Source organism: Streptomyces eurocidicus (assembly GCF_002891295.1).
Lineage (GTDB): Bacteria > Actinomycetota > Actinomycetes > Streptomycetales > Streptomycetaceae > Streptomyces > Streptomyces eurocidicus.
Window position 1 is genome coordinate 1,010,848 of sequence record NZ_LGUI01000003.1, and the last position, 17,117, is coordinate 1,027,964.

The following is a 17,117-nucleotide window of genomic DNA, read 5'->3' on the forward strand; positions in this document are numbered from 1 at the left end:
CTCCGTCCTCAGCGCTCCTTGCGCGTGAACATCACGTCGTGCACCACGTGCCCCTTGTCCAGCCCCTGCCCCTCGAACCGCGTCAGCGGGCGGAAGTCCGGGCGCGGCGCGAAACCGCCGTCGGCCTGGGTGTTCTCGAAGTCCGGTGCCTCCGAGAGCACCTCCAGCATCTGCTCCGCGTACGGCTCCCAGTCCGTCGCGCAGTGCAGCAGCCCGCCCGGCGCCAGGCGCGTGGCGGCCAGCGCCAGGAACTCCGGCTGGATCAGACGGCGCTTGTGGTGCCGCTTCTTCGGCCACGGGTCCGGGAAGTAGACGCGCAGGCCCGCGAGCGAGTCCGGGGCGAGCATCTCGCGGAGCAGGATGATCGCGTCGCCGTTGGCGACGCGGACGTTCGTCAGGCCGTTCCGCTCGGCGAGGCCGAGCAGATTGCCCTGGCCCGGGGTGTGCACATCGCAGGCCAGGATGCCCGTGCCCGGATCGGCGGCGGCCATCTGCGCCGTCGCCTCGCCCATGCCGAAGCCGATCTCCAGCACGACGGGCAGCTTCGGGTCGCCGAACAGCTCCCCGAGGTCGAGGCGGCTCAGGCCGTCGATGTCCAGGCCCCACTTCGGCCACAGGCGGCGCAGGGCCTCGCCCTGGCCGGTGGTCACGCGGCTGCGGCGCGGCTGGAACGAACGGATGCGGCGTTCGTGATGCGAGCCCGCCGGATCCGGAGCCGGTCCGTCGGGGAACATCGGCTCACGCCTGCGGGCGCTGGACGCCGGGCCGCTGCTGTCTGGGGTGGGGGCATTGTTCTCGGGCACAGTGCTCCAATTCTACGGGCGTGCCGGCGCGCGGGGCCGGGCCCGCGCGTGACCGCGCTCACTGCCCAGGTCCGCCTCCGAGCCTGCCGGGCAGCTCCCCGCCACCAGGGGCCACGCGCCCTCACCCGAGCCCAGCTCCCCGCCACCCGGGACCACGAGCCCCCTCACCCGAGCCCTGCCAGCGCCCGCCGCGCGACCTCCCGCCCGATCGGCAGCGAAGCCGTCGCCGCCGGGGACGGCGCGTTCAGCACATGCACCATCCGCGGCGACTCGGCGAACAGGAAGTCGTCCACCAAGGTGCCGTCCCTCAGCACCGCCTGCGCCCGCACCCCCGCGGGCGCCGGTATCAGGTCCTCCGCCGACACCTCCGGCAGCAGCCGCCGCACCGCCTCCGTGAAGGCCGCCTTGGACAGCGACCGCCGTATCTCGCCCGCGCCGTACCGCCAGTGCCGCCCGGCCATCCGCCACGCACCCGGCCAGCCCACTGCCCCCGCCAGCTCGCCAGGGCGCACGGCCCCCCGGGTGTATCCCTCCCGCGCGAGCGCCGGCACCGCGTTCGGCCCCAGGTGGACCGAGCCGTCGACACCCCGGGTGAGATGGACGCCCAGGAAGGGGAACGCCGGGTCCGGCACCGGATAGACCAGGCCGCGCACCAGCTCGGCGCGGGCCGGATCCAGCGTGAAGTACTCCCCCCGGAACGGAATGATCCGCATGCCGGGGTCGTCCCCCGCCAGCCGTGCCACGGTGTCGCTGTACAGCCCCGCGCAATTGACCAGGACCCGGCCGCGCAACACCTCGCCCGCGGCCGTGCGCACCGCGACCCCCGACTCCCGCCGGCTGATCACCCGCACCTCCGCGCCGTACCGCACCGACGCCCCCGCGTCCTCCGCGAGGCGGGCCAGCGTGCGGGCCACCGCGCCGAAGTCGCACACCCCCGTCGTGCCCACGTGGATCGCGCCCAGCCCGCGGACGTGCGGCTCGCGCTCCGCGATCTGGGCGGGCCCCAGCTCCCGCACCGGAATGCCGTTCTCCCTGCCGCGCTGGACCAGGGCGTGCAGCCGGGGCAGCTCCGCGCGCTCCGTGGCGACGATCAGCTTGCCCGTGACCGCGTGCGGCAGGTCGTGCTCGGCGCAGAACTTCACCATCTCCGCCGCGCCCCGCACCGCGAATCGCGCCTTGAACGATCCCGGGCGGTAGTAGATCCCGCTGTGGATCACTCCGCTGTTCCGCCCGGTCTGATGCCGCGCGGGGCCGGCCTCCTTCTCCAGGACGACGACGCGCGTACCCGGAGCGGCGCGCGTGATCGCGTACGCCGTCGAGAGGCCCACGATTCCGCCCCCGACCACCAGTACGTCGCCGTCGTACGCCCTCACACCGTCACCTCCCCGCACCGGCCGGACATCCGCGACCGGCACCCGGCGCCCTCGGCGCCTCACCCACCGTCCCCATCATGACCTGCGCCACTGACAACTGCTCGAAACCCAGGTCAGGCCCAGGATCCCGCCGAAAGGATCACACAGGAAGGCGGAAGGGGAAGGAAGCTGACCTCGGGAGCTGGCCTCAGGAGGGGAGGAAGGGATGCAGGAGGAGGGAGGAGGGAGGGGAGACACGTAAGGAAAGAAAAGGAGAGGACGGCGCGCGGGCTCTCACCCCGACGTCACCAGCAGCGGCCTCGCCCGCTCCCTCAGCTCCACCACCCGCGGCTCGTCCCCGTACGGCTCCAGCCGGTGCAGCAGATCCCGGACGTACTCGGTCGTGCGCGCCGACGAGATCCGCCCCGCGACCTCCACGGCCCGCGTCCCGGCCGCGCACGCCGCGTCCAGATTGCCCGATTCCAGCTCGGCGACCGCCGACACCACCAGCCGCAGCCCGTGCGAGCGGACGAACTCCTCCGTCGGCCGGGCCAGCGCCTGCTCGGTGAAGCGCTGCACCTGCCTCGGCATGCGCAGGTCGCGGTAGCACTCGGCGGCGTCGGCCGCGAACCGCTCCTGGCTGTAGAAGTCCAGCCAGGACGGGTCCGGGTCGCCCGCCCGCGCGCGCTCCAGCCACCCCTCGGCCGCCTTCAGCGCCGTACCGCAGGCCGGCGCGTCCCCCGCCTTGGCCTGGGCCCGCGCCTCGACCAGCCGGAAGAAGCTCATCGTGCGGGCCGTCGCCAGGCCGCGGTTACGCTCCAGGGCGGCCTGCGCCAGGTCGACGCCCTCGTCGGCGAAGCCGCGGTAGGTGGCCTGGAGGCTCATCGAGGCCAGCACATAGCCGCCCAGCGGCACGTCGGCCGCCGCGCGGGCGAGCCGCAGCGCCTGGATGTAGTACCGCTGTGCGGCCTCCTGCTGGCCGGTGTCGAAGGCCATCCAGCCGGCCAGCCGGGTCAGCTCGGCGGTGGCGCCGAACAGCGCCCGGCCCACCTCGTCGCTGTACGAACCGAGGAGCAGCGGCGCCGCGTCGACGCGCAGGCACTCGGGGACCATCGACGAACGCCAGTCGCCGCCACCGTACTTGGAGTCCCACCGCCGGGCGTCCTCCGCCGCCTCGCGCAGCTTCGTCACGTCGCTGTGGCCCACCCGCTGCGGGGCCCCGCCTTCCGAACCGCCGCCGACCTCGGCCTCCTTGGCCGCCTGATGGGCCTCCCGGGCGACCGAGCTGTCGGCCGGGGTTATCAGCCAGCGGGAGGCGGGCGTCGCGTAGGCGCTGACGGAGAAGGATCCGGCCAGGCTCTGCCAGATGCCCCCGCCGCCCCGGCGACCGGCGAGATCCAGCCTGTACAGCTCCGTCGCGGACCGCACCGCCTGGCCGACATCGCGCGGGAAGGCGAGCCCCACCTCGGGCGCCGGATCCGCGTCCGCGAGACCGATCTCGTGCAGCGGCACCGGCCGGCCGAGCTTGCCGGCGATGGCGGCGGCGATCAGATGGGGGGCCGCGCCCTGGGGCACCATGCCCTTGGAGACCCAGCGGGCCACCGACGTCTTGTCGTAGCGAAGTGTCAATCCCCGCTGCGCACCGAGGTCGTTGACCCTGCGCGCGAGACCGGCGTTGCTGATCCCGGCGAGGACGAGGACGGTGCCGAGCTTCTCGTTCGGCCCGCGTGGCTCCCTGGACATGCGCACCCCTCGACAACGGCGACGCCCGCCCGGCATAGGCGCGGGGCATTCGTAAACCCAGCGTAGTTCCCCGGATCCCGACCGTTAAGAGGTGTTGTCCCGGATGGCGAGATTCTGGTCCGTGCGGACGTGCACGGAGGGGCACGTGCTCCGGTTGTGTGGGGCTGTGCGCCCATCGTGCGCTCTGTCCACGCCATAGGAAGCGCGGTTCCATAGAAGGTGCGTGGGTTGGCCCGCTGTACTGGATCCAGTGGGCTGGGGGAGCCGCCGCCTCATTCCCCGCGGGCGGCGGAGTGGTCCGGGAGGCGGTCGTCCGCCTCCCGGACCGTCGCGTGCCGGGCTCGTACCACCACACTTCGGGCGAGGCGGAAAGAAGCGTCCCGTGAGTGCGCCCCCGGCCATCGTTCTTCCTTGAGTTTGGCCTGAACTCGCCGTAAGGCAAGCCCGGAAGCGGTCGCACCGGCCGACTGTCCACCCTGTGCGCAGCCCCGCACCACCCCCGCGCACAGCCCTCGACCGGCGGCCTCGCCGCGACCGCTCGCCCAGCTCGCCCCGTCGTCCGTGGCACGACGCGCCCGCAGCCTCAGGCCCCCGCGGCCCCGCTCGTGACAGCATGTCCCCTGCAGTGGGCGCGGCCGTCCCGGCGGCACGCGGTGGGCCTTCAACAGCCTTACGGAACACCCTCGTTCGACCCGGGCCTCGCCGGACGGCAGTAATGCGGCGACATCCGGGAAGTGTCACCTCGACACGAGACCAAGCGAGTTGAGGGGAAAATGAAACAGAAGTGTCGCCGCTTTCGCCACCGCAAACACCGGTCCACTGTGCATGATGACTGCACCTGTTGTTTGTCCACAGCCTGTGGAGGCGGCGATGCGCTGGTTGGTGGGGTGGAGCAGCACCGCCTCAGGGACCGGACCCCGAGCCGCGCCCCCTTACGGTGACGGTCCCGGGCACCCCGGCACCTCGGCCGGCCTCGACGGCCCCACCGTCCACCCCGTCGGCGCCCAGCTCCTCTGGGGCGACCCGGCGCCCCTGTGGGCCGTCGGCGACTGGCGCCCCGACGAGGTGCGCGTCGTCCAGGCCGACCCCTTCACCCGCCTCGCGGTCCTCGGCCGCTGCGGCGTCAGCGACGAGGAGCTGCGGGTCGGGCTGATCGCGGCGCGCGGCGGCGCGCTCCGCCACCTCACCGCCTGGCCCGGTGGCTACACCGCCGTCGCCCAGGTGGGGCGCCGCATCACCGTCGCGGGCGACCTCGCCGGCGCCCGCCCCGTCTTCCACACCGCCTGGGCCGGCGGCACCGCCTACGCCACCGCCGCCCTGCCCCTCGCCGACCTCATCGAGGCCCAGCTCGACGTCGGCCACCTCGCCGCCCTGCTCGCCTGCCCCGACTCCCCGGAAGCCCTGAGCGACGGCACGCCCTACCTGGGCGTACGGCGCGTACCGCCCGGCCACGCGCTGGTGTTGCGCGACGGCGCCCGCGACATCACCGGGTACGAGCCGACGGCCTCCCTCGCCGTCGCGGGCCCCCAGCTCGCCCCCGAACAGGCCGTCGCGGGCATACGGGACGCCCTCGTCGAAGCCGTACGGACCCGCCTCGCCGCCCCCCGCCACGCCCCGGAGGCCACGGGCGCAGGCGGCCGCGACCCCGGCCCCGTCCCCGGCATGGGCCCCGCGCAGCGGCGCGCGGCGCGCGGCGGCGCACCCGCGCCCGGCATCGGCGCCGACCTCTCCGGAGGCAGTGCCTCCGCCACCCTGGCGCTGCTCGCGGCCGGCCTCCCGGGCCTGCCCGGCACCCCGCTCGGCCACGGCACCGGCGCCGGCGAGCGCCTCCTCGCCGTCACCTTCAACGACCTGGTGGCCGACGGCGGCCGCGCGCGGGAGGCCGAGCTCGAACGGGCCCGCGCCATGGCCGCCAACCCCCGCCTGCACCACGTCGTCGTCGCGGCCGGTGAGGAGGCCCTCCCGTACGCCGACCTGTCGAGCGGGCCGCTGACCGACGAACCGGGCCCCTCCCTCGTCACCGCCGAACGCCACCGCAGACGCCTGGCCGCGGGCAGCGCCGACCACCTCGTGGGGCACGGGGCCCGCCAGGTGCTGGACGCCCACCCGGCGCGCCTCGCCGACCTGCTGCTGGACCGCCGCAGACGCCATATGCTGCGGCCCGTCTCGGCCCTGGCCCGCGCCGAAGGGCCCTCGGCGCAGTCCCTCTTCGTGCCGTTCACCGTCTACCGCGCGGCGCGCCGACTGGCCCGTACGTCCTTCCGGGAGGGGCTGGAGGCGGTGGCGGGCCAGCTGCTGGCGCCGGGCTTCCCGGCCGTCGCGGACGAGATGCCGGGCCCGGACGGGCCCGCCGTACGGGGAGCAGGGACCGGCTCCGGACCGCCCTCGGGAGCGGTGCGGCCGGGCGGTGCCGTGGACGCCTCGCTCGCGGCCCTGGCCTGGTGCCGGCCGGGCCCCGCGGCCCGCTGGCTCACCGGTGAGGCACTGGCCGAAGTATCGGTTCGCCTCCATGCCGCCGCCGTCCGGCCGTCGGGACTCCTCCAGCGCCCCGGGGAGCGCCGCGCCGCCGCCGCGCTCGCCCGGCACGCGGCCGACCACCGGGTCTTCGAACAGGCCGCCGAGGTGCGCAGCCAGCGCCTGCACGCCCCCTTCCTCGACAACCAGGTCGTACGGGCCTGCCGCGCTCTTCCCGAGGCGCTCCGGGTGCAGCCGGGGGCGCGCGCGTCGGTTCTACGCGCGGTCCTCGCGGGGGCCGGGGTACCTGAACTGCCGCCCGGCTGGGGCGCCACGTCGCACGCCGCCCACGCCGCCGCCGTGCGCGCGGGCATCAGGGCCTCCGTGAAGCCGCTGCTGGAGCTCTTCGACGCCCCGCTGCTGGCCGACGCGGGACTCGTCGACGCCAGAGTCGTACGGGCCGCCCTGAACGCGGCGGCGGACGGCCGGGCCCTGCCGTTGGACGGCCTGGCGGAGCTGGTCTCCACGGAGGTGTGGCTACGGCGGCTGCTCGCCCGGCGCGGCACCTGCTGGACGGGCGCGGCGGCGCCACGGCAGCGGGCGGTGGCGGGCGGGGTGGGGCCGCGGTACGGTCCGTGACCTCGGCGGCCCGGCCGGGGGTCCGGCCCGGTGGCCCGGCCTGGGGTCTGACCTGATGGCCCGGCCTGGGGTACGGCCCGGTGGTCCGGCCCGCGGGGTCCGGCTCGGGGCCCGCGCCGTCCGGTCGGCCGGGCCCAGCGTGCGCCCGGGCGCACGCTCCGGCTTGCGTGCCCGGCCCGTGCCCCCGGCGTACGCTCCGGCCTACACCCCCGGCTCGCGCCCCGGTTCGGGACGCCAGAGGGCCTCGCGCCATGACCAGTCGTCCGGGGACGGAGAGGCGAACAGGTCCACGTCGCGCACCGGCCCTCGCGGATCCGGGCCCATGCGTGGCGCTCGCGGGACGGGAGAGACCGCGGGGAAGACGGGCCTCGACAGGCCCGTCCTTCCGCCGCAGCTGATCCGTGCCGCCGCCCAGTCGGCGACCGTCACCGTCTCCCAGGCGGAGCCGGGCTCGACGACCAGCCGGATCGTCCGGCGCCCCGACAGCGGCACGTGCACGGGAACCGCCCCCTCGCCACCCCGTACGACCTCCGAGCGCCACAGGCGCGTGCCGTCGCCGTAGACGGAGAACCGGGCCGAGCCGAAGCCGAACGTCATGTCGTCGACGCCCGCCAAGGCGTCGTAGGACGTGCAGGAGCGGTTGAGTTCGATGGTCACGGACGACATGGCGCTCACGCTCACGCCGTCGCGGTACGTCACACCGCCGATCCGCAGCCCGTACCGCTGCCAGAGCCAGCTGCTCACGCCCGGCCGGATCTCGGGGCCGGTGCCGCCGCCGGGGCCCGCGTAGTCCAGTTCGTTGAGCGGGTAGACGGTGGCGGGCGGCGGGGCGGGCTTCGGAGGCGGCTTGGGCGTCGGCGGCCGGGGCGGCGTGGGTTTCGGACCCGCCGGAGGCCGGGGCGCGGCCGGCGAGGGCCGGGGCGTCGGCGCGGCCGCGTGACGCGGCTCCGGTGGTTTGCTGCTCACGGACGGCGTCGGGCTCGGCTTCGGGCTCTGGGCCGGGCTCGGGGTGCGCGAGGGAGCGGGCGAAGGGGGCGGCGTCGGTGACGGCTTCCTCGACGGCGTGGGCACGACCGGCGCGGCGGGCGCCTTGGCCCGCGGTTTCTCGGGCGGCGCGGGGGAGTTCCCCATCAGGGCGTACGCGGCCACGGCACCGGCCGCGACGACCGCCCCCGCCGCGATGCCGATCTTCGCGGGCGCCCCCAGGCCCTCGCCCGCCGCCGCACCCCCCGAACCACCGCTCGCACCCGCCCCTCCGGCGCTTCCGGCCCCGGCGGCCCCGCTCGCGGCCGCCGCCGCACCCGCCCCGAAAGCCGCCGTACCGGCCCCCGCCGCGCCGGTGGCCAGCCCCGCCACCGCCTTGACGGAGAAACCGGCGGCGAACCAGCCGATGACCGCGACCGGCAGCAGCGCGCGCAGCCGCTCATTGACGTCCGCGACCTCCAGCGCCGCCGTACGACAGCGCGCGCAGTCCTCCAGGTGCTTGCGCAGACCGCGCTCGGCCCGCACCCGCAGGCCGCCCCGGGCGAAGGCGCCCAGCCGGTCCGCGTAGCGCGCGCAGCTGCCGCCCGCGGTCAGCGAGGTGCTCACATGCGCCTGGAGATACGCCTGCTTCAGCCCCTCGCGCGCGCGGTGCGCCAGCACCGCCGTGGCATTGGCCGTCAGCCCCAGCAGCGGCGCCACCTCGCTGGGGGACCCCTCCTCGACGGTGGTGTGCCACAGCACCGTCTGCCAGCGCTCGGGCAGGCTGCGGAACGCCCGCACGGCCAGCGACTGCTCGGCCTCCCGCATGGCCAGCACATCGGCGGCCAGGTCGAGGGTGTCGTCGTCCGGCCCGGCGGACGTGCGGGCCGCCGACGCCGCGAAGACCGCGAAGTCCTCGACCAGCTGCTCCCGCTTGGCGGTCTTCCCCCAGGCCGCCGCGACCCGTCGCACCGTGGTCAGCAGATACGCGCGCACCGACGAATCGGGCCCCGCGCCGCTCCGCACCGCCTGCAGGGTCCGAGCGAAGACCTCGTTGGTCAGGTCCTCGGCGGTGTGGTCGTCACGGCAGCAGCTACGGGCGTACCGGCGGACGGCGGCGGCATGCCGGCGGTACAGCTCCTCGTACGCCAGGCTCTCGCCGCCCCGCATCCGCGAGACGAGTTCGAGGTCGGACGGCGGTACGTCGGCGTCGGCACCCGCGCCTACGCCGGAGGACGCACCGGAAGCCCCACTGGAATCCGCTGCCGCTGCCGCCTCGGAGAAGACACTGCCGGAAAAGCCGCCGGAGGAGCCGACTGAAGAGTCGCCGGACGGACCGTCGCCGGCCGTATCGTCCGCTCCGACCCCCGGGCCCGCTGCCGCGCCCTCCCCGGCCGCCGTACCCGTGGTGCCGCGGTGTCTGCCCTGGCGCTGCCGGGGCACGCTCGCGTCGATGCCACGGGTCAGATCGGGCAGGAAGGGGGCGGGAAGGGACAGGTCGTCGTGCACGGGCAGGTGACGGGGGAGCGGTGACTCGCCTTCCTCATCACTCCCGCGCGGTTCTTCCGGCCCGTCAACACCCATAGCGGAGGCCCCTGTACACACCAGCACATTTGGACATGCGGAAGCGTGGCACAGCGACGACCGCCACGAGGGCAGCACGAGCCGCAACCACTCATCCGTGGTGTCTTGACGCACCAGGAGTACGAGAGTTCACCCGAAAGGGGAAGAGTTGCTCGAACGCGCCCTGCGGCCCGCCCTTGCGGATCATCTGACGGATCGTGAGCAGTACGGACACTCGCGAACGGCGGGCGCACCACCGGTCCCGGCCGACCACGGCCGACGCCGGACCGGGGCGCCGAGCGAGGTGCCGAGCGAGGTGCCCGTGGTGCGGACCGCTCGCACGGCCCGCACCACGGCTCACTCACGGCTCGCCCGCGTCCCTACTCCACCGGCCGCGACCGAAGACCCTCCAGCAGGATGTCCAGCAGTCGCGAGGACGCCGCCGCCTGCTGCACCGCGTCCGGCAGCGACGGCGCGGCCGTCGCTATCACCAGCAGGACATCGGCGACCGTGACGTCCGCGCGCAGCTGACCCGCCGCCCGCGCCCTGTCCACCAGCCGGCCGACGACCTCCAGCAGAGCCGCCGCGCCCGAGTCCTCCCGCTCGTCGACCGGGGCCGGGCGCTGCTCGACGAGCCGCAGCTCGTGCAGCTGACCACCGGTGGCGCCCGGCTGCCGCTGCTGCGGCACCCGCGGCTCCACCCGCTCCTCGGTCTCCACGTCGACGCCGACCCGCAGCACCTGCGGCGGCAGCAGCCGCCCCGCGCCCGAGGCCACCGACGTGCGGAGGAACCGGGAGAGCGCCGACCACGGCTCGTCCTCCTGGCCCAGCGCCGTACGCGCCTGCTCGGTCAGCCGTGCGGTCTCCTCCTCGGCTATCCGCCGCACCAGCACGTCCTTGCTGGGGAAGCGGCGATAGACCGTCCCCACCCCGACGCGGGCCCGGCGCGCCACGTCCTCCATCGGCGCCCCGTACCCCAGCTCGCCGAAGACCTCGCGAGCCGCCCGCAGCACATGCTCGAGATTCCGCTGCGCGTCCACGCGCAGCGGCGTGCTCCGGCCACCGCCTGCGTCAGCGGACGCGACAGCGGTCGACCAATGAGAGCCCTGAATATGCATATGTGTTCCCCCGGTTATGACGTCTCCCCCCGGAGACTCCCCGCCCTGACTGCCGGGGCACGTCTCTGACACCCCGACGGAGTACGAACATAGTTGAGCCCAGGTCAAGAAAGAAGAGGTAGTTCCGCACAGGCCATCCCCGATTGGAGTACGCACCCCTTCCGACCTGATTCTGCACCACCTCACAACCCCACCACAGCCACCCTGACCTGCGTGCCTGTCTCCCACCTCAGGACCCCGGCCGCGGAGGGATCACCTCCATGACCGGTCATACATTTCGCCGGGCCTGTGGACAAACCATCGCCGGGGGTGCGTCATGGGAGGGAGCTGTGCTCGCCGGGGCGACCCGGCACCCCGGCCGGACGACCCCTCGGGCCGGGTGACATCGCGAGGAGGGCCTTGGTGAAGGAACCGGCGCGCATTCTGATCGTCGGCGGCGGCTACGTCGGGATGTACACCGCCCTCCGCCTCCAGCGGAAGGTCAGGCGAGGCGAAGCACACATCATCGTGATCGACCCCGAGCCGTACATGACCTACCAGCCCTTCCTCCCCGAAGCCGCGGCCGGCTCCATCTCCCCCCGCCACGTCGTGGTCCCCCTGCGCCGCACCCTGCCCAAGTGCCAGGTCGTCATCGGCGAGGTCACCTCGATCGAGCACGCCAAGCGCACCGCCACCATCAGCACCCTGGCCACCCGCGAGGACAGCACGGGCGCCATCGAGGTCCACTACGACGAGCTGATCCTCGCCCCGGGATCCATCTCGCGCACCCTCCCGGTCCCCGGCCTCGCCGAGCACGGCATCGGCTTCAAGACCGTCGAGGAGGCCATCGGGCTCCGTAACCACGTCCTCGAACAGATGGACATCGCCTCCTCCACCCGGGACCCCGACGTCCGTGACGCGGCGCTCACCTTCGTCTTCGTAGGCGGCGGTTACGCCGGCGTCGAAGCCCTCGCCGAGCTCGAGGACATGGCCCGCTACGCGGCCCGGTACTACCACAACCTCGAACCCGACGACCTGCGGTTCATCCTCGTCGAGGCATCCGGCCGCATCCTCCCCGAGGTCGGCGAGGAGATGGGCCGCTACGCCCTGCGGGAGCTGCGCGGGCGCAACATCGACGTCCGCCTCGACACCCGTCTGGACTCCTGCGCCGACCGGGTGGCCGTGCTCAGCGACGGGGCGCGTTTCCCCACCCGCACGCTCGTCTGGACCGCCGGCGTCAAGGCGCACCCGATCCTCTCCGCGACCGACCTGCCGCTCAACGGACACGGCCGGCTCAAGTGCACGGCCGCCCTCACCGTCGAGGGCGTCGAACACGCCTGGGCGGCCGGCGACGCGTCGGCGGTGCCCGACCTCACCGCGGAGGAGGAGGGCAAGCTCTGCGCCCCCAACGCCCAGCACGCGGTGCGCCAGGCCAAGGTCCTCGCGGAGAACGTCCTCGCCTCCCTGCGCGACCGGCCGCTCAAGGACTACCGGCACAAGTACGTCGGCTCCGTCGCCTCGCTCGGCCTCCACAAGGGCGTCGCGCACGTCTACGGCAAGAAGCTCAAGGGCTACCCCGCCTGGTTCATGCACCGTGCCTACCACCTCAGCCGGATCCCCACCTTCAACCGTAAGGCGCGCGTTCTCGCGGAGTGGACCCTCACCGGGCTGTTCAAACGCGAGATCGTCTCCCTCGGCTCGCTGGAGAACCCGCGCGCCGAATTCGAACTCGCCGCGGACACCGGACGTCATCCGGAAGCGAGTTGACGCAGGTCGTGGGCCCGGAGAGCGAGCCGGGAACTCCCCTGCGGGGGTCGACGTCTGACGGATGTCAGTCCGGTCGGCCACACTGGTCGTGTGACCATGGGTGGGCTCGTCCCTGCGAAGAGTGACAATTACGAGGATTCGGACGTTTGCTGCATTCCCCCGGGGGCCGGCCCCCGCACCGTCAACCGCGGCCCCGTGCCGGGCGCGCGGCTCAGCCATCACACGTCGCCGAGCTGGTCCGGAACGACTCCGCGAGGTAATCCTCTGTGAACTTCACCCGCTGGAGCGCCCGGTTCCCCGGAACACAGCGCCGAGCCGCAGCACGCACCGACCGCAACGACCACGCCGACAGGACCGACCGGACCGACCACGACGACCGGACCGGCCGTAAGGACCGCGCCGACCGTAAGGACCGCAAGGACCGGACCGGCCGTAAGGGCCGGACCGACGGCGGCACCCCCGCCCCACAGCCTTCGCCCCCGGCAGGCGGTTCCGTGCCCGCCGCCCGCGCGGAGACCGCCACACCGCCCCCTTCCGGCCTCGCAGGCGCCGTCCCCACCCTCGACGGGCTGTCCGTCCACGACCTCCTCGGCCAGGTCCCCGCCCTCGTCGCCGTCGTCTACGGCCCGGACCACCGCCTCGCCTATGTCAATGACGCCTACGCCGCCCTCTTCGGCCCCCGTGCCCCCGGCGCCCCCGCCCGCGAAGCCCTCCCCGAGCTGACGGAACTCGGCCTGCTCCCCCTCATGGACCAGGTCCTGCGCAGCGGTCGGCCCCGTACGGTCAAGTCCCGCCGCGTCACCGCGGACGCCCGCGCCGCGGAACTCCGCACCCCGGACACCGGGCCCACGGACGGCCGGGGGACGGACACCCGGCTCGCGCCGCACCCCGCCGACACCCCGGCGACGGCCGAGCCCGCAGGCGCCGGCCGCCACGGCTACTACACCTTCACCTGCTCCCCGATCACCGTGGGCACCCCGGACGCCGACCGCCCCGGCGTCCTCCTCTTCGCCGCCGACGTCACCGACCAGGTCGAGGCCGCCGAGCGGCTGCGCGCCAGCGAGCGCCGCCAGCGCGAGGCCGCCGTCACCCTCCAGCGCAGCCTGCTCCCCCAGGAGCTCGAACAGCCCGACGACCTCCGCGTCGCCGCGACCTACCAACCGGGCGGCAAGGACACCGCGGTCGGCGGCGACTGGTACGACGTCATCACCCTCGGCGCCGGCCGCACCGCCCTCGTCATCGGCGACGTGATGGGCCGCGGGGTCCGCGCGGCCGCCGTCATGGGCCAGCTCCGCACCGCCGTAAGGGCGTACGCCCGCCTCGACCTGCCACCCCACGAGGTCCTCCAGCTTCTCGACGGCCTCGCCTCCGAGATCGACGCCACCCAGATCGCCACCTGCGTCTACGCCGTCCACGACCCCAACGAGGGCCGCCTGGTCTACGCCTCGGCCGGCCACCTCCCGATCCTCGTCCGCGACCCCGACGGCACGGTCCGCCGCGCCGCCGAACCCACCGGCCCCCCGCTCGGCACCGGCGGCTGGCTCCACACCTCCGGCACCGTGCCCCTCGGACCGGGCTCCAGCGCCGTGCTCTACACCGACGGCCTGGTCGAGCGGCGCAACGAGGACATCTACGAAGGCGTCGAAGCCCTGGAGCGCGCCTTCGCCGGCGCCACCGGCTCACCCCAGGTCATGTGCGACCGGCTCATCCGCGCCCTCGGCGTCACCGCCGACCACGACGACGACGTCGCCGTCCTCGTCCTCCAGCACCCCGCCCGCACCGGACACGACGCCGAGCTCTTCCACAACGCCGCCCTGGAGCTCCTCGGCGGCGTGGAGGCGGCGCCCCGCGCCCGCGCCTTCGCGTCGGGCGTCCTGGTCAGCTGGCGCTTCCCGACCGAGCTGCGCGATCTCGGGGTCCTGGCCGCGAGCGAGCTGGTGGCCAATTCCCTCCAACACGGGACACCGCCCATGCGGCTGCGCCTCCGCCGCACCGACCGGAGGCTGATCATCGAGGTCACGGACGGCGACGACCACCTCCCGCGCCGCCGCCGCGCCGAACCCGCCGACGAGGCCGGGCGCGGCATCTCGATCATCGCCACCATCGCCTCCTCCTGGGGCTCACGCCGCACACCGGGCGGCGGCAAGGCGGTGTGGTGCGAATTCGCCCTCCCGGCCGGGCACCCATGACGAACGGCTGTGGCCCGGAAACCAGGTTTCCGGGCCACAGCCGTTCGACGACACATATATACGTGCGACACCTATAGAAGGGGAGGGGAAGAAGGGACGAGCACTCACCACGGCGGGACCGCCCTGACGACATCGCCCCGGCAGGACCCCGTGGGGTCAGACCGACACCTTCGCCCGCTCGGACCGCCCGGCCTCCTCGCCGCCACGGACCGCGCCGCCCTTCGCACGCACCGCCGACACCCGCGGCGGGATCTCCTGCGCGGGGGTGAGCCGACGGCCCATCCGCAGCGCCAGCCCGGAGATGCCCAGCGAGCAGACGACCAGCATCACGATGTACGCGACGTACATGCCGCCACCGGCCATCAGACCGCCGACCGCCGGGCCGACCGCCAGCGCCAGCTGCTTCACGAGAGCGAAGGCCGAGTTGTACTGGCCAACGAGCCGCGCCGGCGCCAGGTCCGCCACAAGGGGGGCCATCGTCGGCGCCAGCATCGACTCACCGATGCCGAAGAGCGCGTACGTCGAGATCAGCAGCGCGGTGGCCACACCGTGCGCCCCCGGCACGAGCCCGGAGATCCCCGCGGCCACCCACGCCACGGTCCAGATCACACCGACCAGCGCGATGACCCGGCTGCGCCGCCGCCGCTCGACCAGCTTCAGGACGACGAACTGCGCCAGCACGATCGCCGCCGTGTTCGCGGCGAGGGCGATGCCGAGCGTCGCCGGCGAGATCCGGGTGACCTCGACGGCGAAGGCCGCGAGACCCGACTCGAACTGGCCGTAGCAGGCGAAGAACATCACGAAGCCCAGCACGCACAGCTGCACCATGGCCCGGTCCGCGAGCAGCGTCCGCAGCCCGCCCTTGGCAGCACCGTCGGTCGGCATCGCGTCGTCGACCTTGGGCGCCTTCGGCAGCCGCACGGTCGCGATGGCCGCACCCAGGACCAGGAACATCACCGACTCGATCGCGAAGAGCCGTACGAAGCTCGACGGGTTCGAGGTGTCCACCAGCTGCCCGCCCAGCAGACCGCCGACGCCGAGGCCGAGGTTGTTGAGGAAGAACTGCATCGCGAAGGCACGCGAACGGGTGCTCGGCGTCGAGCACCACACGATCATCGTGGCCAGCGACGGCTGGATCACCGCGATACCCGCACCGAGCGCGGCCGCGGCGGCGACCACCAGGGACTGGCTGTCCGCGAGCCCGAGCCCCATCGAACCCACGGCGGCGGAGACCGTACCCGCGATGGCGACGGGCAGCGGACCCCGCCGGTCGATGACCCGACCGGTGAAGGGCAGCACGACGAGCGCGGCCACGGCGAACGTCGCGAGCACGATGCCTGCCGTACTCGCGCCGAGGTCCCGTACCTGAGACACATAGATGAACAGGAACGGAACGGTGAAGCCATTGCCGAACGCGCTCAACGCGTTGCCCAGCTGGATCCGGCGCAGTGCTGCGCCCATCGCGGTGGTCACACTCACCCCTTAGGTAGAAGAGATCGGTAAGGAAGATCGTCAGCAGAGGGACAGTCCAACCCTGAAGACTTCACCTCTAAACTTCGAAGCTAAAGAGTACACATCAAAGGGCTTTAACGCCAATCACTCGTGCCATACTGCGGCCCATGGCTGACACACCCGGCGCCCCCGAGCCGAGCCTCGATGAACAGATCGCCGCTTACCAGCGCGAGTTCCAAGACCTTGATCCCCAGGTGGAGAAGGTGGTCTCGGCCCTCAGCAGGCTCAACCGCCGCATGAACGTCGCCTACGGGCGGCAGACCGCCGAGCTCGGCATGAGCAATGCCGAGTGGGAGGTCCTCAAGGCGCTCGTCCTGGCCGGCGACCCGTACCGGATGGGCCCCGGCGACCTCGCCAAGCGCCTCGGCCTCACCCCGGCCGCGATGACCCACCGCATCGACCGGATGGTCGCGGAGGGCCTCGTCACCCGTGAGCGGGACGAGAGCAACCGTGTCCGGGTGATCGTCGGCATCACCGAGGAGGGCCGGGCGAAGTGGCTGGAGGCCATGCGGATGGCCACGGTCTTCGAGGAGGAGCTGCTCCAGGACCTCTCGGGCGAGGAGCGGCACCGGCTGGGCGAGATGCTCACCCGCCTGCTCCGCCGGGTGGAAGAGGCCCAGCCGGACGCCGGCGGCAGGCTCAGCGACCTCGACTGAGGCCGGGCATCTCATGGGTTGACATGGATTTGACCCATGGGTAGTGTTCTCCGGGTTGCCAGCCGGGCCTGACGGTCCGAAGGCAGCCACTCACGCCACTTCCGGTGGCACTCTCTACTGCACGGCCCTTGAACGGGATGGATTTCGGCGTGTCCGAAATTCGGAACGGACTCCGATTAGGAGTCACGGGGGGAATCCGCTAAAGTAGTGATCACGCCGGAAGGCGCGAAAAACCCCGCTCCAACAGGGGGCCGGAAACGGGAAACAGACCGGAAACGGACTGGAAAACGGATCTGGTAAGGTTGGAAACAACGAAGGGAAGCGCCCGGAGGAAAGCCCGAGAGGGTGAGTACAAAGGAAGCGTCCGTTCCTTGAGAAC

10 protein-coding genes are annotated in these 17,117 nt (G+C 73.5%); 4 read left to right on the forward strand and 6 right to left on the reverse strand.

The features are described 5' to 3' along the window. Window positions 1–8 precede the first annotated feature (8 nt). The 3 genes from trmB to AF335_RS14425 form a co-directional block, all read right to left on the reverse strand. Window positions 9–734, reverse strand: coding sequence for a tRNA (guanosine(46)-N7)-methyltransferase TrmB (gene trmB / locus AF335_RS14415; RefSeq protein ID WP_102918682.1), 726 nt, complete (start codon window positions 732–734; stop codon window positions 9–11). Window positions 735–967: 233 nt separating this feature from the next. Continuing rightward, window positions 968–2,176, reverse strand: coding sequence for an L-2-hydroxyglutarate oxidase (gene lhgO, locus AF335_RS14420; RefSeq protein WP_102918796.1), 1,209 nt, complete (start codon window positions 2,174–2,176; stop codon window positions 968–970). A gap of 273 nt (window positions 2,177–2,449) precedes the next feature. Beyond that, window positions 2,450–3,898, reverse strand: a complete 1,449-nt coding sequence (locus AF335_RS14425) for an NsdA family TPR-like regulatory protein (protein WP_102918683.1) — start codon at window positions 3,896–3,898, stop codon at window positions 2,450–2,452. An 870-nt stretch (window positions 3,899–4,768) separates the two neighbouring features. On the opposite strand from AF335_RS14425, the gene AF335_RS14430 reads away from it, so the two are divergent. Further along, window positions 4,769–6,991 (forward strand): asparagine synthase-related protein, encoded by a 2,223-nt coding sequence (locus AF335_RS14430; RefSeq protein ID WP_102918684.1) that lies wholly within the window; start codon window positions 4,769–4,771, stop codon window positions 6,989–6,991. A gap of 201 nt (window positions 6,992–7,192) precedes the next feature. Here the strand turns inward: AF335_RS14430 and AF335_RS14435 are convergent, their stop codons facing one another. Together AF335_RS14435 and AF335_RS14440 are read right to left on the reverse strand one after the other, a co-directional pair. After that, window positions 7,193–9,538, reverse strand: a complete 2,346-nt coding sequence (locus AF335_RS14435; protein WP_102918685.1) for a sigma-70 family RNA polymerase sigma factor — start codon at window positions 9,536–9,538, stop codon at window positions 7,193–7,195. 359 nt (window positions 9,539–9,897) lie between these two features. Beyond that, window positions 9,898–10,635 (reverse strand): TetR/AcrR family transcriptional regulator, encoded by a 738-nt coding sequence (locus AF335_RS14440; protein ID WP_102918686.1) that lies wholly within the window; start codon window positions 10,633–10,635, stop codon window positions 9,898–9,900. A gap of 402 nt (window positions 10,636–11,037) precedes the next feature. Between AF335_RS14440 and AF335_RS14445 the strand changes: the two genes are divergently transcribed. Continuing rightward, window positions 11,038–12,381 carry an NAD(P)/FAD-dependent oxidoreductase gene (locus AF335_RS14445; protein ID WP_102918687.1) on the forward strand — a complete coding sequence of 448 codons (1,344 nt, stop codon included), beginning with the start codon at window positions 11,038–11,040 and terminating at the stop codon, window positions 12,379–12,381. A 266-nt stretch (window positions 12,382–12,647) separates the two neighbouring features. After that, window positions 12,648–14,570 carry an ATP-binding SpoIIE family protein phosphatase gene (locus AF335_RS14450; protein WP_184743783.1) on the forward strand — a complete coding sequence of 641 codons (1,923 nt, stop codon included), beginning with the start codon at window positions 12,648–12,650 and terminating at the stop codon, window positions 14,568–14,570. Between the two features lie 156 nt (window positions 14,571–14,726). On the opposite strand, the gene AF335_RS14455 is transcribed toward AF335_RS14450, so the two are convergent. Continuing rightward, complete coding sequence (locus tag AF335_RS14455) at window positions 14,727–16,043, reverse strand: MFS transporter (RefSeq protein WP_102918688.1); 1,317 nt, start codon at window positions 16,041–16,043, stop codon at window positions 14,727–14,729. A 146-nt stretch (window positions 16,044–16,189) separates the two neighbouring features. Between AF335_RS14455 and AF335_RS14460 the strand changes: the two genes are divergently transcribed. Continuing rightward, window positions 16,190–16,738: a MarR family winged helix-turn-helix transcriptional regulator gene (locus AF335_RS14460; RefSeq protein WP_102918689.1), complete on the forward strand. Its 549-nt coding sequence runs from the start codon at window positions 16,190–16,192 to the stop codon at window positions 16,736–16,738. Window positions 16,739–17,117: the final 379 nt, after the last annotated feature.